The following is a 20,552-nucleotide window of genomic DNA, read 5'->3' on the forward strand; positions in this document are numbered from 1 at the left end:
CGACGTTATCAGCGACCGTTCCGCAATGGTACGGCACATGGCCGGCAGCACGGCGGAGACACCCTCCATGACGCCAGAGCAGGATGGCGAACTACTTGTTTTTGCATCCGTCCCCGCTACGTACGGCTTGCTCGCCGCTTCGATTCGGTGATCAGACTATCTATTTTCATTAGCTTGTCTAGTTAAGATAAGTAGCTTGCTTGCAAATCTATTCGCCGATAGATTCGTACCATCATCGGGAGCGGGCAGGGAATGATCGAACTCATCGTGCAGGACGCCGGCGGCAAAATGGCCCTGCCCTTCGTGCCCACGCAACTGGTCATCGCCGGCTGGACCGGCCGCGACGCCGCCGCACTGGAAGCGCATATCGCCGAGTTGGAGGCGCTGGGCATCGCCCGGCCGAAGGCGGTACCGATTTTCTACCGCGCCGCCGCCTCGCTGCTGACCACCGCGCCGGTCATCCAGACAGTCGGTCGCGATGCATCCGGCGAGGTCGAGGCGGTGCTGTGGAAGCACGGTGGAGCGCTGTATGTCGGTGTCGGCTCCGACCATACCGACCGCAAGCTGGAAGCGAGCGGCATTACCCTCTCCAAGCAGTTGTGCGCCAAGCCGGTTTCGACAACCGTCTGGCGGTGGGCGGAGGTTGCCGGCCATTGGGACCGGGTGGTGCTGCGCTCTCGGCTGCCCTCGTCCGATGCGCTGTATCAGGAAGGCGCCGCCGCCGCGCTGCGCCGCCCGGACGAATTGCTCGCCCTCTACGAGGCGCGCGCCGGGGCATTGCCGGACGGCGCGGTGATGTTCTGCGGGACGCTGGCGGTGCATGGCGAGATCCGCTTTTCCCCCGACATGGAGTTGGCGCTGATCGATCCGGTGCTGGGCCGGACGCTCACCCACCGTTACGCCGTCGACAGTCTGCCGATCGTCGAGGCATGAGCGCCCACGCCAGCCGCGCCGCGATCGACGCGGCCCTGATGCGCGCCGACCAGCCGGAGGCGGAGGGCGTATTCACCCTCAGGCTGGACAAGGAGGCGCGCGCCTTCGCCGAGGCGGCCGACGCACGCCGGGCGGCGCGTTCGCGCGCGCCGTTCCTGGGCGTGCCGATCACCGTCAAGGACAATTTCGACCTGATGGGCCATCCGACCACCGCCGGGTCGCGACTGCTGGCCGATGCGCCACCGCCCCGGCAGGACGCGGCCGTGCTGGAACGGCTGCGCCGCGCCGGCTTCATCATCATCGGCCGGACCAACATGACCGAATTTGCCTTTTCCGGCCTGGGCCTGAATCCGCATTTCGGTACGCCGGCGAATCCCGCCTTTCCCGGTGAGCGGCGCATCCCCGGCGGATCGTCGTCCGGCGCGGCGGTATCGGTCGCGCTGGGCATCGTACCGGCAGCGATCGGCACCGATACCGGTGGCTCCGTCCGTATCCCGGCAGCGCTGTGCGGCCTGAGCGGCTTCAAGCCCACCGCCGACGCGGTGACGCGGGCGGGCGTACTGCCGCTGTCGACGACATTGGACAGCGTCGGCGTCATCGCCAAATCGGTGGCGGACTGCGCGGCGCTGTTCGACGTGATCCGCGACCGGGCGGGACCCCCGCGCCATCCGATGCCGGCGCGGCGCATCCGGCTGGGGCTGGTCCGCAACTATGTGATGGACGGGATCGAGCCGGCGGTCGCCGACGCCTTCGAAGCGGCAGTCGCGCGGATCGAGGCCGGCGGCATAGCGATCGAGCGGATCACGCTGCCCGAACTGGACGGGATTCCGGCGATGATGCGCGAGGCGAGCTTCGCCGCCGCCGAGACCGCCGCCTGGCACGCGCCCTATCTGGCCGCCGGCCGCAGCGACGCCTACGACCCACGGGTGCTGACCCGCATCCGCGCCGGCGAGACCATGGCCGCCCCCGCCTATGTCGCGCTGGTCGCGGCCAGGGCAGCGATGATCGAGGCAGTCGGCGCGAAGGTCGCCGGGCTCGACGCGCTGCTGTGGCCGACGGTGCCGTTCGTCGCCCCGACGATCGCCACGCTGGCCGACGACGACACCTATTACGCGACGAACGCGCTGGCGCTGCGCAATTCGACGGTCGCCAACCTGCTCGACGGCTGCGCCATCTCCATCCCCTGCCCGACCGACGGGCCACCGGTTGGCCTGACCCTTGCCGCGCTGTCCGGTCGCGACGACCATCTCCTCAGCGTTTCCGCCACCGTCCAGACCGTGTTGAAAGGAGGCTGACATGGCCATTCCGAAGGAACATCGAGAATTCCACCCGATCGCCATGGACGATGACGGTTGGCAGTTACCGGAAGGTTATGCTCCGGGCGCTGGCGTCGACGAAAAGATCCTGTCCGGCCGGCTCGACCTCGCCGCCAAGCGCGGCAGCCGCACCCGATTGCTGCGCTTCCAGCCCGGCGTGTTCACCACCCGGCCCTTCGTCCACGATTACTGGGAAGAGGTTTTCCTGGTAAGCGGTGACCTGACCGTCGGCAACGACGAGAATGGCGACGGCGGCGAGCGCTTCGTCGCACCGACCTATGCTTGTCGCCCGCCGGGTGTATTCCACGGGCCGTTCAAGTCCGAAGGCGGCTGCCTGTTGCTGGAAACCCATTATTACGATCCGGCCTGACCCCTCCGGAAAGTGTTTTACAAAGCTTTCTTTGAAAGCTAATCGAATCCGTGAGGAGATTCTCGAATGCCTCTTACCGTCAGCCGCCCCGAACTGCTCGTCAACGGCAGCGACGAGCTTTTCCGCCAGGTGATTCACGACGCCCTGGGCTTCAGCGCCCGGCTTCAGGAAATTCGCGGCAAGCTGGGCGAGGTCATCGGCCTGTCCGGCCCGGCCTATTCGATCCTGATCGCCATCGAATATCTCGGCAAGTGTGAGGAAGTCGGCGTCAGCCGGGTCAGCGAGCATCTGCACCTGTCCGGCGCATTCGTCACCATCGAGGTCGGCAAGCTTGCCAAGGCCGGGCTGGTCGACAAGCGCGGCCACCCGGAAGACGGCCGCCGCGTGATCCTGACCGTGACCGCCAAGGGCCACGCACTGCTCGACACGCTGGCCGAGACGCAGCGGCCGGTCAACGACACGATCTTTGCGATGCTGGACGACAAGCAGTTCGCTGCCTTCGCCGAGATCATCGCGCTGCTGGTCAACGGAACCGAGGACGCACTGGCACTGCTGCACCTGCTGTCCGAACAGCGGCGCCGCCGGGCCTGAGCGGGAGCGAGCGGCGTGACCTTCGACCAGCGGGCCTTTCGCGACGCGCTTGGCCGCTTTCCTACCGGGGTCGTCGTCGTCACCGCCCATGCCGAGGGCGGCGACCCGGTCGCAATCACCGTCAGCTCGTTCAACGCCGTCTCCCTCGAGCCGCCATTGGTCCTGTTCAGCATCAGCAAGGCAGCGATCAGCCTGCCGGTGCTGCTCGCAGCAGAGCATTTCGGCGTCAGCGTACTGCGTCACGACCAAAGCGAGCTATCGAGCCGCTTCGCCGGGCGGCGCGGTGCGAAATGGGCCGGCCTGAAGCCGGCGCGTGGCATCACCGGCTGCCCATTGATCGACCCGTGCCTGGCGGTGTTCGAATGCGCGCCGCACGCGGTGCACGAAGGCGGCGACCATCTGATCATCGTCGGCCGCGTGCTTGAGTTCGAAACACGGCCGGACGGCGCGCCGCTGGTCTTCTTCCGCGGCGGTTACCACGCAATCGCCGAACATGCCGCCTGACCGCTGAGGAGAGAGACAGACGATGAAAACCGGCTCCGACCATCTCGCCGCGCTCCGCGATGGCCGCATCGTCTATTTTCAAGGGGCAGAAGCCGGCGACGTCACCGCTCACCACGCCTTCCGCAACGCCGTGGCGTCGGCAGCAGCGCTTTACGATTTCCAGGCCGCCAATGCCGAACTGATGACCGTCGCCAGCCCGACCAGCGGCGGCCGGGTCAACCGCGCCTGGGCGTTGCCGGACAGCTACGAGGCGCTGGTCGCGCGGCGACAGGCGATGGAGGCGTGGGCGGGCACGCATTACGGCTTCATGGGTCGGTCTCCCGACCATGTCGCCTCCTGCTTGGCCGGCATGGCGATGGCGCCGGAGGTGTTCGAGGCCTACGACCCGGCGCGGGCCGCGGCATTGCTCGACTATTTCGCCTATGCGCGCGACAACGACCTGTTCCTGACCTACGTCATCATCAACCCGCAGGCGGACCGGTCGAAAGCCACGCATGCGCAGGCCGACGAATATCTGACCGCCGGCATCGTCGACGAGGATTCGACCGGTCTCACCCTGCGCGGCGCGAAGATGTTGGCGACCAGCAGCATCATGGCCAACGAGGTGTTCGTCAGCTGCATCCAGCCGCTCGGCCCCGGCGACGAGAAATACGCCGTCTCGCTCGCCCTGCCGATGAATGCGCCGGGGCTGAAGCTACTATCGCGCAAGTCCTATGAACTGGCAGCACCGAGCGTCTACGACAACCCGCTGGCCAGCCGCTTCGACGAGAATGACGCCGTCATCTATTTCGACGACGTAAAGGTGCCGTGGGACCGCGTGTTCGTCGCCGGCAACACCGCGATGATGCTGAAGCAGTTCCACGCCACCCCAGCGCATGTGCTGCAGAATTACCAGTGCCAGGTGCGACTGGCGGTCAAGCTGCGCTTCCTGATGGGCATCGCCCGGCGGATCGCCGAGATAAACGGCACCATAGCCCTGCCCCCGGTGCGCGAAACGCTGGGCCAGCTCGCCGCCGAGGCGGCGATGGTCGACGGGCTGGTCCACGGCATGGAAGCGAAGGGGACGGTTCGCAACGGCTACTACATCCCCGACGCGCACCTGCTCTATTCGGCGCAGGTGCTGACCCAGCAACTCTACACCCGGATCATCGCGTCGCTGCGCAACCTGGCCGGTGGCGGGCTGATTATGCTGCCGTCCGGCGTCGAGGATTTCGCCAATCCGGAGATCGCCCGGCTTATCGGCAAGACGCAGCAGTCGCCGACCGCCTCGTCGGAGGAAAGAGTGCGCTTCTTCAAACTCGCCTGGGACGCGATCGGCTCCGAATTCGCCAGCCGCCATACCCAGTATGAGATGTTCTACGCCGGCGCCAGCTTCGTGACCAAGGGCCATAGTTTCCGCACCTACGACTGGGCCGGGGCCGGCGCGATGGTCGATCGGATGCTGTCCAGCTACCCGGCGCCGACGCTCTCCGCCCTATCCGGCGACGCGGTGACAATCCCGGCGTGACGGCGCGCCGGCCCCGGCCGATGCCGGCTGTGCTCCACGGGTTGGTCCACCCGATACACGACACTCGATCACGGCATCGCGGGAAATCCGACGGCGCGGCACAAAAGCGCCTCAGGACTCAAATACCCCTTTATCTGAAAGCTATTTCAGATAAGGTAGAGTCTTATAAGATATACGATCGTGGTTGACGCGTACGCATGCCCCGCCGACGGCCCCTCAGCGGAGCCGGAACGGGACTCCAAACGGGCAAAAGGGAGACGATCATGAAAAGACATGTCACGGCGCTGACGGTTGCCATATCCTTTCTTGCATTGGCGGCGGCGACACCGACGCCGACACTGGCGCAGGTGACCGCGGCCGATATCCAGCAGTCGGTTCACCTGCAGGATTCCTGGCTGTATCTGACCCGTGACGTCGCCGACCCCGCACAGTGGGTGCCCGGCGGACGCAGCTTCACCTACCGCAAGACGGTGGAGGGCGGCTTCAACTTCGTCACCTACGACGTCGCGTCCGGCGCCAAGCGCCCGGCGTTCGACCACGCCGCGATCGCCGCCTCGCTCAGCAAGGCGAGCGGCGAGAAGGTCGAGGCGCTGCGCCTGCCGATCAACTCCTTCAGCTATACGAGCGAGGGCAAGGCGATCGAATTCGGCTTCAGCGAGGAACGCTGGCGCTGCACGCTGGCGGATGCCAGTTGCGCGCCCGCCCCGGTCACTCGTCAGCCGCGCGGCTTCGGCGTCGTCCGCGACCTGAAGGTGCCGGCCGACAACACGCCTCACCGCTCGCCGGACGGCAAGTGGGAAGCCTATGTCGAGAATTTCAACATCGCGATCCGGCCGGTCGGCGGCGACACATGGACGCGGATCAGCTTCGACGGGTCGGAGGCCAATTTCTACGATTCGGAATCGATCGTCTGGTCGCCGGATTCGACCAAGCTCGCCGCCTATCGCGTGGTCCCCGGCTATCGGCGCGAGGTAACGCGCGTCATCACCTCGCCGTCCGATCAGGTGCAGCCGAAGACGATCTACCAGCTTTATCCGAAGCCGGGCGACCCGGTGGATATCGACCGCCCGGCCCTTTTCCACGTCGCCGGGGGCAAAGGGCGCCAGATCGCGATCGCCGAGACGCTGTTTCCCAATCCCTACCGCATGTCACCGATCAGTTGGCGCAAGGACAGCCGGACGATCAGCTTTCGCTACGACCAGCGCGGTCACCAGTTGAACCGGCTGGTCGAGGTCGACGCAGAGACGGGCGCCGCGCGCACCGCCGTCGAGGAGCGCGCCAGCACCTTCATCAACCAGGGTTCGCCCAACCGCCAGTTCCGCCACGAGGTCGGTGGGATGGGCAACGAGGTCATCTGGATGTCCGAGCGGGACGGCTGGAACCACCTCTATTTGTTCGACGGCCGCACCGGCAAGGTGAAGAACCAGATCACCAAGGGCGACTGGGTGGTGCGCGAAGTCGTCAAGGTCGACGACGCCAAGCGCCAGATCTGGTTCGCGGCCGGCGGCATGCGACCGGGCGAAGACCCCTATCTGCAGCATTATTACCGGGTCGACTTCGACGGGCGGAACCTGACCCCGATCACCACGGTCAACGCCTATCACGATGTCGCCTTCTCCCCCGACATGGCCTATTATGTCGACACCTATTCCAAGATCGACCTGCCGACGGTGTCGGAGTTGCGCCGCTCCAGCGACGGTTCGCTGGTCGCGACGGTCGAGACGGCCGACGTCAGCCGGCTGATGGCCGCCGGCTTCCGCCCGCCGGAGGCGTTCGTCGCCAAGGGACGTGACGGCAAGACCGACATTTACGGCGTGATCGTGCGGCCGCGCAATTTCGACCCCAACAAGAAATATCCGGTCATCGAGAACATCTATGCCGGGCCGCATTCCAGCTTCGTTCCGAAGAAATGGTGGCCGTTCGGCTACCAGTCGAGCGGCGACAAGACGATCGGCATGCAGTCGCTCGCCGACCTCGGCTTCATCGTCGTCCAGATCGACGGCATGGGCACGCTCAACCGGTCGAAGGCGTTCCACGACGTGGCGTGGAAGAACATCGCGGACACCGGCTTCACCGACCGCATCCTGTGGCACAAGGCGGCCGCCGCCAAATACGACTGGTACGACACCAGCCGCGTCGGCATCTACGGCGGCTCGGCCGGTGGCCAGAACACGCTGCTCGCGCTGCTGTTCCACCCGGAATTCTACAAGGTCGGCATCGCCTATAACGGCTGCCACGATAACCGGATGGACAAGATCGGCTGGAACGAAGCGTGGATGGGCTGGCCGATCGACGAAAGCTATGCCGCATCGTCCGGCGTCGACAACGCCTGGCGGCTGCAGGGCAAGCTGATGCTGGTGGTCGGAGAACTCGACATGAACGTCGATCCGGCATCGACCTATCAGGTGGTCGACGCGCTGATCAAGGCGGGCAAGGATTTCGACATGCTGACCGTCCCCGGCGGCGGCCATGGCGTGCTGCGCTCCGTCGGGCCGGTCGATTACGGCCTGCGCCGCCACTATGATTACTTCCTGAAACATCTCGCCGGCGTCGACACGCCGAACTGGAACACAATGCCGAAATCCGTTCCGGGCGGAACCGTTCCTACCTCCTGACCGGCTCCCTCCCCCGGGGAGGGGCGATGCGCGACGGACGCATCGCCCCTTCGACGGGCCGCCGCCCCATTTCATCCTGGCATCGAACCGACTGCTGGCACGACCGGATCTATCGACGGGCGGGCCATGGGATAGTTGCGCCAGCGCCACATAACTCGAAAGTATAATATCTTTTACAAATAGCTATTATTCATATTGCATATCGTGAAGACTCGGCTAGCGTATACTTTATATCGGCTGCGAGAGAGGCACGGTGCGAAACCTCCCCGCCGCCCCGGCAGACAAGGCCATGGAGCCCGAACGTACCGGCCCAGGCTTTGGGATATTATATAATACGTTGATTCCTAACGATATTATTGTCCGCTTGATCAGAAGGGGGAAAGGATGAACTTCAAATCCATCAGGCAGCCGCTGCTAGCCTCGACCATCTTTGCGACCTGCATGCTGGTCGCCACGCCAGCCTGGTCCCAGGTGACCGATGTAAGCGAACTGAATGCGGGTGATGGCACGATCGTCGTCACCGGTTCCCGCATCGCGCGGCCGGATCTGACGATCTCCAGTCCCGTCGGCGTGGTCAGCGCCGAAGAAATCACGCTGCGTCAGCCCAACACCGCCGAAGACCTGCTGCGCGACATGCCGGCCGTCCGCGCGGCGAACGGGCCGGGCGTCAACAACGGCAGCAACGGCTCCGCCACGATCGACCTGCGCGGCGTCGGCGTGAACCGCACGCTGGTGCTCGTCGACGGCCGCCGCGTCGTTCCCTACGACCTGAACGGCGTCGTCGACCTCAACACCGTTCCGACCGCGCTGATCGACCGGGTCGACGTCGTGACCGGCGGTGCATCGTCGGTCTACGGCGCGGATGCCGTCGCCGGCGTCGTCAACTTCATCACCAAGCGCAACTTCTCCGGCGTCGACCTGTCGGCCAACTACCGGATCACCGAGCGCGGCGACGGGCAGCAATATCGCCTTGCTGTCGTCCTCGGCACCGATCTCGACGACGGGCGCGGCAACGCCGTCGTCAGCATGGCATACGACAAGCGCGTGCCGCTGCTCGCCCAGTCGCGCCCGGTCGGCGAGATTCCGCGCAGCGCCGCCAACGGCCTGTTCAACGGGTCGCAGAACACGGTTCCGATCCTGTTCACCAGCCCCAACCCGGTGCAGCTTGGCCTGGGGGCCGGGTCGCAGGGCGCCGTCCTCGACACCGCGACCGGCACGCTGCGGATCGCCAATCAGGGCGACTTCTACAACTCGAACGACCTGACCTATTACGCGACGCCGCTGGAACGCTACAGCGGCTACGCGGCCGCTCGCTACGAGATCACGCCGGGCATCGAGATGTATTCGTCGATGAACCTGACGCACAACAAGGTGCGCACCGCCATCTCCGCCAGCGGCACCTTCCAGAACATCTACCAGATGCCGCTCAGCAACGCCTATCTGCCGGCGGGCGTGCTCGGCCAGTTCTGCAACGCCTACGATACCGACCCCAGCGTCTCCGGCATCCAGTCGCTCAGCGCCGCCCAATGCGCCGCGGCCGCGATTGCGCGCCCGGGCGACCCGGATTACCGCGAAATCTCGATCATCGGGCAGCGCCGCTTCGTCGAGCTCGGGCCGCGCGTCCAGGACATCGAATCCACCCAGTACCAGTTGCAACTGGGCGTGCGCGGCAACATAACCGACACGCTGCAATACGACGTGTTCGGCCAGTACGGCGAAACGTCGCAGACGATGGTCAATGACAACTGGGGTTCGTCGACCAAGCTGCAGCAGGCGATACGCTCCTACCGCGACGGTTCCGGCGCCGCAGTCTGCCAGGACGTGGCGAACGGCTGCGTGGCGATCAACCTGTTCGGCCCCGCCGGCAGCATCGACAGCGCGATGGTGGACTTCATCAACCTCGACGCCCAGACCACCCGCAAGTCCACGCTCGCCGTGGTTGGCGGCAATCTGAGCGGCGACCTGTTCGGGCTCACCAGCCCGCTCAGCGACAAGCCGATGGCCTTCTCGCTGGGCGCCGAGTACCGGCGCCTGACCGCGGCGGCACGCCCCGATGCCGCACTACAGATCCAGAACGAGGTGTTGGGCACCGGCGCACGCACGCCGCCAGATTTCGGCGAAATCTCGGTTCGCGAAATCTTCGGCGAAATCATCGCGCCGATCATCCGCGACAAGCCGTTCTTCCACGATCTGCAACTCGAAGCCGGCATCCGCTACTCTGATTACAGCACCACCGGCACCAGCACGACGTGGAAGGCCGGCGGCAGCTACGAGCCTTTCCCCGGCTACAAGTTCCGCGGCATGTATCAGGTCGCCGTCCGTTCGCCGAACGTCCAGGAACTGTTCCAGTCGCCGGTCCTTGGCTTGGCGACGCGGCAGGAAGATCCCTGCCAGGGCAGCCTGCCGATCGGCAACGCCGGCCTGACCGCCCTTTGTATAGCCACCGGCGCGCCGTCGGCGACGATCGGCGCCATTCCCAACCCGTCGGCCAACCAGGTCAACCAGACGACCGGCGGCAACCGCAACCTCGATGTCGAAAGGGCGAAAACCTATACGCTCGGCGTCGTGCTGACCCCGCCGCAGTTCAGCGGCTTCTCGCTGACCGTCGACTATTTCAACATCAAGATCACCGACGCGATCTCGCGGCCCAACGCCAACGACATCATGGACGGCTGCTTCGCGCCGGCGCTCAACCCGCAATTCACCTACAATGCCTTCTGCCAGCTGATCCAGCGCAACCCGCTGACCGGCGGCCTGAACGGCACCGGCGAGACGCCGGGCGTGATCCTGGCCAGTTCCAACCTGGGCAAGATCGAAACGGCCGGCATCGACCTTGGCGTCCACTACAGCCTGCGTCTTGCCGACATCGGCATCGGCGGCAACGATCCGGGCAAGGTTCAGCTCGGCTTCAACGGCACCTGGCTCGATTATTATCACTTCCAGGCGACGCCGAACTCGGTCGATCGCGATTGCACCGGCTACTACAGCTCAAGCTGCGGCAACCCGCGCTCCACGTTCCGCTGGAACGCGCGCGCGACCTACAGCCGCGACCTGTTCGACGTATCGCTGCTCTGGCAGCATGTCAGCCGCGTGGTGATCGAGCCGCAACCGAACGGCCCGCGTCTGGACCCGACGTCGTTCACCACCGTGGTCTATCAGGGCGTCACCCACACGAACGTGCCCGCCAACGGCATCTACGAACCCTATCGTCAGATCAAGGCATTCGACTATTTCGATCTGTCGACCAAGGTCCGGGTGAACGAGATGTTCGAGCTGAACCTGCTGGTGAAGAACCTGTTCGACAAGCAGCCACCCGAGGTCGCCGGCGTCGGCGTCAACACCGCCGTCTCCTACGACGTGTTCGGCCGCACCTACAGCCTGACCGCACGCCTGCGGTTCTGAGCGGCAGGGGCGTGAAAGGAAGCGGGCCGGGGGTGACGCGCATCACCACGGCCCGCTTCCGCCGTTGAAGGAAGGGCGCGCCACCATATCCAGCCCCAGCGCGCCGGGGCGCCGGATCCGAAAAGGGGGACTCTCATGTGGAGCAAGGCGGGTTGGAGTGCCGTCGCGGCGATCGCCGCGGCCAGCGGCGTCGGCGGCTGTGCCGAAACGGCGGATATGAGCGGAGTGCTGGCGGATTTCGAATCCTATACCAACTGGCATGAGGCGCGACCGGATGCCAAGGCGCTCAACGGCCAGCCCCCCCTGCCCTGGCCGGACGTCAGCCCCGACGGCATCAAGGCGCATCGCGAGAAGCTGCAGGCGCTGCTCGATCGGGCAAAGGCCGTGCCCGAAGGCGGCCTGTCGAAAACGGACGCTATCAACCGCCAGTTGATGATCCGCAACCTGTCGGTCGCGCTGGAGGGCCTTGATTTCGACGAGGAGCGCATCCCGTTCATCGGCGGCGAGGGCTTCTATACCCGCCCGAACCGTGTCGCCCGCACCCTGGTGATCCACGACAAGGCCGAAGCGGAAGCGTGGATCGCCCGGCTGGAGGCGCTCCCCGCCTTCTATGCCCAGTCGATCGTCAATATGCGGCGCGGGCTGGACAGCGGCTTCATCCAGCCGCGCCTGACGACGGAAAGCGCGATCGCAACGAGCAAGGTCATCGCCGAATATCCGGTGGAGACCGACCCGTTGATGGCGCCGTTCAAGAAGCTGCCGGCAATTATCGGCGAGCAGGACCAGACCGCGCTCCGCAACCGGGCGATGGACGTGCTGCGCACCAAGGTGAAGCCGGCGCAGGCGGAGGTCGTCGCCTTCTTCGAGAAGGACTATCTGCCCCGCGCCCGCGACACGATCGGCGCGCGCGAGATGACGAACGGCGACCGCTACTACGCCTATCTGGTCCGCAAGTTCACGACCACCGACATGACCCCGGATCAGGTCCACGAAATCGGCCTGTCTGAAGTGAAGCGCATCCGCGGCGAGATGGAAGCCGCGATAAAGGAAATGGGCTTCAAGGACACGCTGACCGAGTTCCTCGCCTTCCTGCCGACGCAGAAGGAGTGGCTCGCCCAGAGCAACCAGCATTATATGGAACGCGCTGGCGAGATCATGAAGCGGATCGATCATGAGCTGCCCGGCTGGTTCGGCACGTTGCCGCGTCTGACCTACGGCATCAAGAACAAGACACCGGAACTGGCCAACTCGTCGGGCGCCTATTATCGCGGCGACCCGGAGTTGGGCATCGCCGGCACGGTGATGACCGGCATGGATCAGACCGGCTACCCGCTCTACAACCTGCCCGCCTGGCTGCTGCATGAAGGCGTGCCGGGCCACCACCTGCAAATCGCGCTCGGCCAGGAACGGCTGGACCTGCCTGCCTTCCGCCGCGCCGACAGCATCACCGCCTTCGTCGAGGGCTGGGCGCTCTATACCGAGCGGCTGGGTGAGGAGATGGGCATCTACCGCAACGCCTATGAACGGTTCGGCCGGCTGTCGTTCGAGGTCTGGCGCGCCTGCCGCCTCGTCATCGACACCGGCATGCATTTCAAGGGCTGGACGCGCGATCAGGCGATCGCCTGCCTGAAGGACAACACGTCGCTGCCCGACCGCAGCATCGCCCGTGAGGTCGACCGCTATATCGGCTGGCCGGGGCAGGCGGTTGCCTACAAAGTCGGCGAGTTGCGAATTTCCGCGTTGCGCGCCCGCGCCGAAGAAGCGCTCGGCCCCCGTTTCGATATCCGCAAGTTCCACGACGCCCTGCTGCTCGACGGGCCGCTGCCGCTGTCATTGCTGGAAGAGAAGATCGACGGCTGGATCACCGAGCAGAAGCAGGAAGCCGACAAGGGGTAGCGCCCTACCCCGCCGGCGGGTTCAGCGCATTGATGGCGGCGTGGACCAGCGCCTCCGCCTGCTTGCGCTCCAGCCCAGGCGCGATCGGCGCGCCGACGCGGAAGGTGACGATGCCGGGCCGCTTCAGGAAGCGGCGGCGCGGGCACAGGCGGCCGCTGTCGCAGGCGACGGGCACCACCGGCAGGCTGAGCGTCTTGTACAGCCCGGCAAAGCCGGCGCGCAGCGGCGGGCGGGCGCCGTGCGGCACGCGCGTCCCTTCCGGAAAGATCAGGATCGGGCGGCCGCGTGCCACCGCCGCCTTCGCCGCCTTCAGCATCTGGCGCATCGCGGTCGCCCCGGCGGCGCGGTCGACGACGATCACGCCGTGCAGCCGGGCAACCCGCCCCCACAGCGGAATGTCGGCCAGTTCGCGCTTCAGCACTACCGCTGGCCGATCAAGCAGCAACAGCATTTCCAGCGTTTCAAACATCGATTCGTGCTTGACGGCGACCAGCGCCGGGCCGACCGGCAGCACCCCTTCGACGCGCGTGGTGATGCCGAGCAGCACCCGCGCGCACCAGTGGTGGAATAGTGCCCAACGGCGGGCATGGGCGATCAGCGCCGGCTGTCCGGCCAGCGCCACCGGCAGCGCCAGCAGCACCGCAACCACCGACCCGGCGTAGAACACCAGCGTGAACAGCAGGCTGCGCAGCAGGACTATCACAGGCCGACCAGTACCGCGCCGCGCCGCAGGATATACTTGTTGTATTCGGTCAGCAGCATCGTGAACCCAGGCTCGCTCGGCACCGCGTCGCGCAGCACGACGATATCGTCCGGCAGGGCGCGCTCTATCTCGAAACTGGCGCGTGGCATATGCCAGTCGGTGGTGACCAGCCGGACGCTGCGATAGCCGCGCGCTTTCAGCCAGTCGGCCACCTCCTCGCCGTTGGAGCGGGTGTCGACCGCTTCGCGCCCCAGGTCGATGCAGCAGTCGAACAGCCGCATCGGCGCACGGTATTGCAGCGCCAGTTCGTGCGGGCGGACGCTGCGCGCGACGCCGGAGATCAGCATCCGCCGCGCCCGCTGCGCAGCGATCAGCGTCAGGCCGCGCTCGATCCGCGCGGCGCCGCCGGTCAGCACGACGATGCCGTCGGTCCGCTGGTCGTCGGCCGGGCGCGGCAGCATGACAGCGAACAGCGCAAAGCCCAGCAGATAGGCGAGCACCGCCGTGGCGACCAGCCGGCGGATCACAGGATCCGCCTCAACGCGCGCACCACCGTCAGCCGCGCCGCCAGCGTCGCGAGCAATGTCGCCGCCGCCGGCACCGCCAGCAGCATCAGCCAGCCGGCGGGCGACAGAGTGACCGCGCCGACAAGGTCGGAGCCGACCGCCTGGATGCGTCCGCCGACCAGCAGGATCACCGTCGCGCCGACGCCAAGGCCGATCGCGCCGCCGAACAGCGCATCGAGCGCGATCCGGCGCTGAAACAGCCGCGCGATCTGGATGTCGGTGGCGCCGAGCAGGTGCAGCACGTCGATCGTCGCACGGTGGGTGTTGAGCGCGGCGCGGGCGGCCAGCACCACCGCCGCCGCCGTCGCCACCCCCATCAGCACCACGACCGCCGCCGCCAGCCACTGCAGCGAACCGACCAGCCGTGCGAGCGGCGCCAGCCAGCGGGCATGGGCGTCGACCCGGACGTCGGCGCCGCCAGCGCCCGCCACCTTCGCCAACTCAGCCAGGCTACGGTCGTCGGTCCGCGTGAGGTCGACATCGATCAGCGCCGGCACCGGCAGGTCGGCGGCAAGGTCGCCGACGCCAAGCCAGGGGCGCAGCAGCGCCGCGATCTCCGCATCGTCGACGCGGTGGACGGCGCGGACGTTGGACAGCCGGCCGAGCGCGGCGGCGACACGGTCGGCGCTGGCGGCCCGCGCCGCCGGGTCCGCCGCGATGACCTGCACCGTCACCCGCCCCGCCAGGTCGGCGCGCAGCGCGCCGGCGGCGTTGGCCATGCCCAGTCCGCCGGCGACAGCCAGCACGGTCAGGAATACCATGATCGCGATCACCCACGGCATCGGCCCGGCGAGCCAGCCTTCTGGCAGTAGCCGCCGGTCCGCCCCGCCCCCGGTCCAGCCAAGGCTCATGCCAGGTCCTCCGGCGGGTTGCGCAGTGCGCCGGTCGGGTCGGCGATCCGCCCGCGATCGAGCCGCATGATCCGCGCCCGCGACACCCGGCCGAGCAGATGGAGGTCGTGGGTGGCGACGACGATCGTCGTGCCCAGCTTGTTCAGCGCATCGAACAGGTGGAGCAGCCGGTTGGCCATCTCCGGATCGACGTTGCCGGTCGGTTCGTCGGCGACCAGCATTTCTGGCCGGCCGATCACCGCCCGGGCGATCGCGACGCGCTGCTGTTCCCCACCCGATAACGTAGCCGGGCGCGCGCTCGCCCGCTCACCCAGGCCGACCCAGGCCAGCATCTCGCGCACCGGCGTGTCGAGGTCGCGCTCCTCGACCCCGGCGACGCGCAGCGGCAGCGCGACATTATCGTAGGCGGACAGATGCGGAACCAGCCGGAAATCTTGGAACACCACGCCAATCCGCCGGCGGAAGCCGGGCAGCCGCTCTCGCGGCATCGTCACCGCATCCTCGCCGAACAGCCGGATCAGTCCGCGGCTCGGCCGCTGGGCCAGATACAGCAGGCGCAGCAGCGACGTCTTGCCGGCGCCCGACGGGCCGGTCAGGAAGTAAAATGCGCCGGGGGCGAGGGTGAAGCTGACGTCCGACAGGGTTTCCGCGCCCGTGCCGTAGCGCAGACCGACATTTTCGAACTGCACGATGTTGGCCATCGCGCCCTCAGTCCCGCTCTTGCAAGGTTTGACCCCGGCCCATGCGCGGGCAGCCATGCCATGACCGGCGTACCCAGGTAAAGCGCCACCGTGCGGCATCCACCGATCGAAGCATTGCCGTCGGATGCCGACGGTGCTTGCAAGCTGTACCGCTTCGATGCTTAGAACCTCATAACGCCACCGCCATGACAAAAGGGCCGATCCACCGCCATGATCCTGCAATGCCCGGAATGCAGCACGCGATACCTGGTTCCCGACAGCGCGATCGGACCAGCCGGGCGCGCCGTGCGCTGCGCCTCGTGCCGGCATAGCTGGTTTCAGGACGGGCCGGAACTGCCCGAAGCCCCGCCGGCGCCCACCGCGCCGATGCCGGCAGAGCCCGCGCCGGTTACTCCATCGGCGGAAGCGCCACCCCCCGTCCCTGCGCCACCGCCGATCGAGCGCGCCGCGGAGGAAGTGCCGCCCGCGCCACCAGCCCCCGCCTATGATAGCTTCGCCCACGAGCCGCCGTTCAAGCCGCGCCGCAACCCGGCCCGGCGCTGGACGATCGCCGCCGCTGCCGCCGGCCTGCTGATGCTCGGCGCGATCGCCGCGCTCAGCTATTTCGGCAGTTCCGGCACCGCCGGGCTGACCGGCGCGCGCAGCGGCGCGGCGCTGCTGCTCGAAGTGCCGAGCAAGCCGGAACGCCGCACCCTCGCCAGCGGCAACGAATTGTTCGCGGTCACCGGCCGCGTCATCAACCCGACGGAGACGGCGCAGCGCGTGCCCGACATCCGCGCCGAACTGCGCGACGCGCAGGGTCGGGTCGTCTACAACTGGACGATCGCGCCGCCGGTGCGCACCCTGGCGCCGAAGGCGAGCGCGGAATTCAACTCCGCGGAGGTCAACGTGCCCAAGGGCTCGCGCGAACTGAACTTGCGCTTCGCCGGCGAGCCGGGCTGACCGATCGACACATCGGGCACCATTTCAGCGGTTGCGGGGCCAAGGCGGCTTTGCTAGAGGCTCGCCCCTACCGGACGCCGGACACCGGCGGTTGTTTCAAGTGTGCGGTCGTGGCGGAACTGGTAGACGCGCAACGTTGAGGTCGTTGTGGCCGAAAGGCCGTGGAAGTTCGAGTCTTCTCGACCGCACCAAACAGTCCCAGGTTATCATAGCGAAACGGTGTTTCCGGTATACGCCGGAATTACCCCCGCTTTCCTGCGGTTTTGCGCCCCTTCGATCGGCGCGGTGAGGCGGGAGACGTCTCGATGCGCCAGGCACAGCCGCGCATTGCCGGCCCGCGTCTCTGATCGGCAAATGACAGACCCCACCACTTCGCGAAGAGCCGGCGCAACAAAAATGGCGCTCCCGGGCAGCGCCTCTCTGTATCAAATAATTATGTAGTCCGCGCTATGCGATGCCGAGCGTCTCTTGCTGATCGCGCCAACCAATCGGGAGATCCGCACCCAACAGCGCGGTGGCAGTCAGCTTCGGTGGCTGCCTGCCGTCGAGGATCGCCTCAACCATCGCCGGCGCCAACCAGCTTAGCCGAACCAGCTTCGCCAACCGCTTGCGGCATTTGCCATGGGCGCCAGCGATCTCGCGCAGCGACCGGTCAGGCGCTGCCAGCACCATCTGCCGTACCGCCATGGCTTCGGACAGCAAAGCAACCAGCCGCTCGTCGCGAACCCTCGGAGAGGAATCGGCGGCTGCATCGCCCAGGATCTGCAGCTTCAACTCATGCCCGCGCCGCACCCGCGCCACCGGCGCATCGAGGGTGATCGTCCCGCACTGCCCATTGCCAACCTCCAGTCCGCAGGCACCGAGCAACGCCTTCTCATCGATGGTGATCACGACCCGATCCTCAAGGAGGGCGATCCTGCTGATCCCGATCGCGGTTGCCTCGGCGAGCAAGTCTCGCTTCACGGCTAGCGCCGCGGCGGCAGCGATGATGCTCTCCACCCGCCGTGGATCGATGCCGACCGCGAGCCGAGCGATCCGGTCCCGGTCACTCAGCAGCGCGGCGATCCTTGCTTTGACGATCTGTTCGAGATCATGTGCGCCGACCCGCCAGGCCGGCTGTTCCGGTGACGAGTCGCGCGTGACGTAATAGCGATAACGCCTGGTGCCCCTGGCAGTATGGCTTGGGGTCATCCGCCGGCCCAGTCCGTCATACAGCAATCCAATCAGCAGCGAGCGGTTCAGGCTGTTCCGTCTGGCGACCAGCCCAGGCCCCCGGGCGGCCAGCCTGGCCTGGACCTCGTCCCACAGTGGCTGAGGGACGATCGCCTGATGCTCACCGGGATAGGCTGTACCCTTATGAACGATCTCGCCACGGTAGATGCGGTTGCTCAGCAGATGATAGAGGGTGCCGCGCCGGAACGCACAGCCGCCCTTGTGCGGGCCGCTCGTCCGTTGCTGGATCTTGGTACGATAGCCATCGCGCGCGAGCTCCTCGACCAGTTCGGCGACCGAACGCAGGGCGACATAGCGCTGCATGATGTAACGGACGAGGTCCGCCTCAGCTTCGTTGACCACCAGCTTGCGGTCTTCAACATCATAGCCAAGCGGCACCGGCCCGCCCATCCACAGGCCCTTCTTCTTCGAGGCGGCGATCTTGTCGCGGATGCGCTCGCCGGTGACCTCGCGCTCGAACTGGGCGAAGCTGAGCAAAACGTTCAGGGTCAGCCGCCCCATGCTGGTGGTGGTGTTGAACGCCTGGGTGATCGAGACGAAGCTGGCGGCTCTGGCATCGAGGATCTCGACGATCTTGGCGAAGTCGGCAAGACTGCGGGTCAGGCGGTCGACCTTGTAGACGACGATCACATCGACCCTGCCCGCCTCGACGTCGGCGAGCAGCCGCTTCAGGCCCGGTCGGTCCATGGAGCCGCCGGAGAAGCCGCCATCGTCATAGGCGGCTGGGACCAGCGTCCAGCCTTCGTGACGCTGGCTGGCAATGTAGGCCGCACATGCCTCGCGCTGGGCATCGAGGCTGTTGAATGCTTGGTCGAGACCATCCTCGGTCGACTTGCGGGTGTAGATCGCACAGCGGATAATCCGACCAGTGGCGGATGCGGCGGGACGCTTCCGGCTCATGCAGCCCGCTTGCCGGTCAGGCCGAAGAAGCGCGGGCCTGACCAGGCCGCACCGGTGATCTCACGGGCGATGCTGGTGAGCGAGTTGTAGCGTCGCCCCTCGTATCGATAGCCGTCACCTTCGACCGTTACGCTGATCGTGCGGCCGTGCCAGGTTCGCACCAGCTGGGTGCCGGCACTGAGGGTGACCGGCAGGCGGGCCGGCGCAGGATCGCCGCCGTTCGGCGCGCGCAATTGGCGCTGGGCGGAGGCCGACAGTGATTTACCGGCACGCTCCTGCAAGCGGTAAGCGATGCCATGGTGCAGGAGGTCGGGCGACAGGCGTGGTGCGTCTGTCCCGTATACGTTCCGCCAGGCCTCCTGGAGTTGCGCTGGGGTCATCGTCGCCAATGCCGCCAGCAGGGCTTCGATCCGCGCCATGGTCAGGCGTCCGCGGCGATACGGTAGCAGGCGCTATCGTCGCGCCGGTCCTTCGCAACCACATGCCCCTTCTTGCGCAGGCCGGACAGCGCAGCCCGGGTGGCGTGCGGCAACCAGCCGGTCGCCTCGACCAGTTCGGCAAGCGAGGCGCCGTCGGCGCGCTGCAGCAGAGCAACGACCAGCGCGATCTTCGATGCCGGCTTTCCGGGCGCGGGACTGGCCGATGCGGTGGCTGGCGGTTCGGCCGCCGCACCGACAAAGATGGCAGCCCGGCCGGTGTCGGTGATCGCCACACCGATGCGGCGATCATCCTCCCGGCGCCACTCCTGCGCCGGTTCCATGACCGTGATCTCGGTTGCCAGCCCGCGCTTGACCAGGGTTGCGACCGCCTTGCGCAAACTGGCGCCCTGAGCGCCAACAGTATCCGGGGGCGGCAGCAGGCTGCTATCGGAACGACCCGCAGCAGTACTCAACAGGATCAACTGGGTATCGGTCAGCTTGGTCATCGGTGGTCTCCTCGGAAGACAAGCATCATTGCCGCCTCCCCACCACCCACAGCCCCGCCCGGGACCGAGCGGGGCCGGCAGCCGGTTCCTGCGGCTGCGACTCACGAACACACCAATGCTCCGATCACCGACGAAGTCGAGTGCTTTGCGCGCCAGTACAAAAGCTGGCTATTCACTCCGTCGGCCAGATCGCCGCTTTATGGTCATCATGACAGCCGAAGCCATGCCGCACGCCGGGACGCTGTTCTGTACGACGCCGGCGCGCTGGTCGCCGAGTATGACGGCGCGGGCATATGCTGAGGCGCTATCGGCAACGTCGGAGTTGTCGTAACGCCATTACGCATGATGTCCTTCAAAGCCGAATGTGCGACAGCATTGATTTGCGCGTCGGATCGCAATGTTTGTCGCAGCGTATCTTTCGTAGCGCCGACAATTTCAGAATACTTTGTGAACGCCCTTCCTACGCTCGTTAGGCTCAGGACCCATTGATGTGAGAGGCTCGATCTGATTCAGGCTCCGTAAGGAGACTGAGCATGAGCGACCTGTACTGGCTGAGTGACGAGCAGATGGATCGTCTGCGGCCCTATTTCCCCAAGA

17 protein-coding genes and 1 tRNA gene are annotated in these 20,552 nt (G+C 66.4%); 11 read left to right on the top strand and 7 right to left on the bottom strand.

Translation table 11 applies throughout. The annotated features are described in order from the left end of the window. The first annotated feature begins 252 nt into the window (after window positions 1–252). The 9 genes from E4A53_RS12675 to E4A53_RS12715 all read left to right on the top strand — a co-directional run bounded on the left by E4A53_RS12675 (window position 253) and on the right by E4A53_RS12715 (window position 13,134). Window positions 253–933 (top strand): DUF2848 domain-containing protein, encoded by a 681-nt coding sequence (locus tag E4A53_RS12675; RefSeq protein ID WP_136163475.1) that lies wholly within the window; start codon window positions 253–255, stop codon window positions 931–933. Continuing rightward, on the top strand, window positions 930–2,228 hold the full coding sequence (locus tag E4A53_RS12680; RefSeq protein ID WP_136163476.1) for an amidase: 1,299 nt from the start codon (window positions 930–932) through the stop codon (window positions 2,226–2,228). Before E4A53_RS12675 ends, E4A53_RS12680 begins: the two co-directional genes overlap by 4 nt. Before the next feature lies 1 nt (window position 2,229). Next, the gene (locus E4A53_RS12685; protein ID WP_136163477.1) at window positions 2,230–2,619 is read left to right on the top strand and encodes a cupin domain-containing protein; all 390 of its coding nucleotides are present in this window, start codon (window positions 2,230–2,232) and stop codon (window positions 2,617–2,619) included. Window positions 2,620–2,685: 66 nt separating this feature from the next. Next, window positions 2,686–3,210 (top strand): MarR family winged helix-turn-helix transcriptional regulator, encoded by a 525-nt coding sequence (locus E4A53_RS12690; protein ID WP_136163478.1) that lies wholly within the window; start codon window positions 2,686–2,688, stop codon window positions 3,208–3,210. Window positions 3,211–3,225: 15 nt separating this feature from the next. Beyond that, entirely contained in the window at window positions 3,226–3,714 is a 489-nt protein-coding gene (locus E4A53_RS12695; protein ID WP_136163479.1) for a flavin reductase family protein, read from the top strand. 22 nt (window positions 3,715–3,736) lie between these two features. Then, window positions 3,737–5,221: a 4-hydroxyphenylacetate 3-hydroxylase family protein gene (locus tag E4A53_RS12700; RefSeq protein ID WP_136163480.1), complete on the top strand. Its 1,485-nt coding sequence runs from the start codon at window positions 3,737–3,739 to the stop codon at window positions 5,219–5,221. Between the two features lie 263 nt (window positions 5,222–5,484). After that, entirely contained in the window at window positions 5,485–7,836 is a 2,352-nt protein-coding gene (locus E4A53_RS12705; RefSeq protein ID WP_136163481.1) for a S9 family peptidase, read from the top strand. Between the two features lie 384 nt (window positions 7,837–8,220). Then, on the top strand, window positions 8,221–11,238 hold the full coding sequence (locus E4A53_RS12710; protein WP_136163482.1) for a TonB-dependent receptor domain-containing protein: 3,018 nt from the start codon (window positions 8,221–8,223) through the stop codon (window positions 11,236–11,238). A gap of 135 nt (window positions 11,239–11,373) precedes the next feature. Beyond that, window positions 11,374–13,134 (top strand): DUF885 domain-containing protein, encoded by a 1,761-nt coding sequence (locus tag E4A53_RS12715; protein ID WP_136163483.1) that lies wholly within the window; start codon window positions 11,374–11,376, stop codon window positions 13,132–13,134. A 4-nt stretch (window positions 13,135–13,138) separates the two neighbouring features. Here the strand turns inward: E4A53_RS12715 and E4A53_RS12720 are convergent, their stop codons facing one another. From E4A53_RS12720 to ftsE, 4 genes are read right to left on the bottom strand one after another with little or no spacing between them, the layout of a single operon-like run. After that, window positions 13,139–13,837, bottom strand: coding sequence for a lysophospholipid acyltransferase family protein (locus E4A53_RS12720; RefSeq protein WP_136163484.1), 699 nt, complete (start codon window positions 13,835–13,837; stop codon window positions 13,139–13,141). Then, on the bottom strand, window positions 13,834–14,364 hold the full coding sequence (locus tag E4A53_RS12725; protein WP_136163485.1) for a YdcF family protein: 531 nt from the start codon (window positions 14,362–14,364) through the stop codon (window positions 13,834–13,836). The genes E4A53_RS12720 and E4A53_RS12725 overlap by 4 nt, the downstream gene beginning before the upstream one ends. Beyond that, window positions 14,361–15,254 (bottom strand): cell division protein FtsX, encoded by an 894-nt coding sequence (locus E4A53_RS12730; protein ID WP_136163486.1) that lies wholly within the window; start codon window positions 15,252–15,254, stop codon window positions 14,361–14,363. The genes E4A53_RS12725 and E4A53_RS12730 overlap by 4 nt, the downstream gene beginning before the upstream one ends. Further along, the gene (gene ftsE, locus E4A53_RS12735; RefSeq protein WP_136163487.1) at window positions 15,251–15,955 is read right to left on the bottom strand and encodes a cell division ATP-binding protein FtsE; all 705 of its coding nucleotides are present in this window, start codon (window positions 15,953–15,955) and stop codon (window positions 15,251–15,253) included. The genes E4A53_RS12730 and ftsE overlap by 4 nt, the downstream gene beginning before the upstream one ends. Before the next feature lie 210 nt (window positions 15,956–16,165). Here ftsE and E4A53_RS12740 point away from each other — a divergent pair, with 210 nt between their 5' ends. Next, window positions 16,166–16,897: a zinc-ribbon domain-containing protein gene (locus E4A53_RS12740; RefSeq protein WP_136163488.1), complete on the top strand. Its 732-nt coding sequence runs from the start codon at window positions 16,166–16,168 to the stop codon at window positions 16,895–16,897. A gap of 104 nt (window positions 16,898–17,001) precedes the next feature. After that, window positions 17,002–17,088, top strand: a tRNA-Leu gene (locus tag E4A53_RS12745). Window positions 17,089–17,344: 256 nt separating this feature from the next. Here the strand turns inward: E4A53_RS12745 and E4A53_RS12750 are convergent. Genes E4A53_RS12750 through E4A53_RS12760 form a run of 3 tightly spaced genes read right to left on the bottom strand, consistent with a single transcriptional unit; the run spans window position 17,345 to window position 19,955 of the window. Beyond that, on the bottom strand, window positions 17,345–19,030 hold the full coding sequence (locus E4A53_RS12750; RefSeq protein WP_136163489.1) for a recombinase family protein: 1,686 nt from the start codon (window positions 19,028–19,030) through the stop codon (window positions 17,345–17,347). Beyond that, window positions 19,027–19,449: a DUF2924 domain-containing protein gene (locus E4A53_RS12755; protein ID WP_136163490.1), complete on the bottom strand. Its 423-nt coding sequence runs from the start codon at window positions 19,447–19,449 to the stop codon at window positions 19,027–19,029. Before E4A53_RS12755 ends, E4A53_RS12750 begins: the two co-directional genes overlap by 4 nt. Before the next feature lie 2 nt (window positions 19,450–19,451). Continuing rightward, the gene (locus E4A53_RS12760; protein ID WP_136163491.1) at window positions 19,452–19,955 is read right to left on the bottom strand and encodes a DUF3489 domain-containing protein; all 504 of its coding nucleotides are present in this window, start codon (window positions 19,953–19,955) and stop codon (window positions 19,452–19,454) included. Between the last annotated feature and the right edge of the window lie 597 nt (window positions 19,956–20,552).

This window comes from Sphingomonas flavalba (assembly GCF_004796535.1).
Classification (GTDB): domain Bacteria; phylum Pseudomonadota; class Alphaproteobacteria; order Sphingomonadales; family Sphingomonadaceae; genus Sphingomonas_L; species Sphingomonas_L flavalba.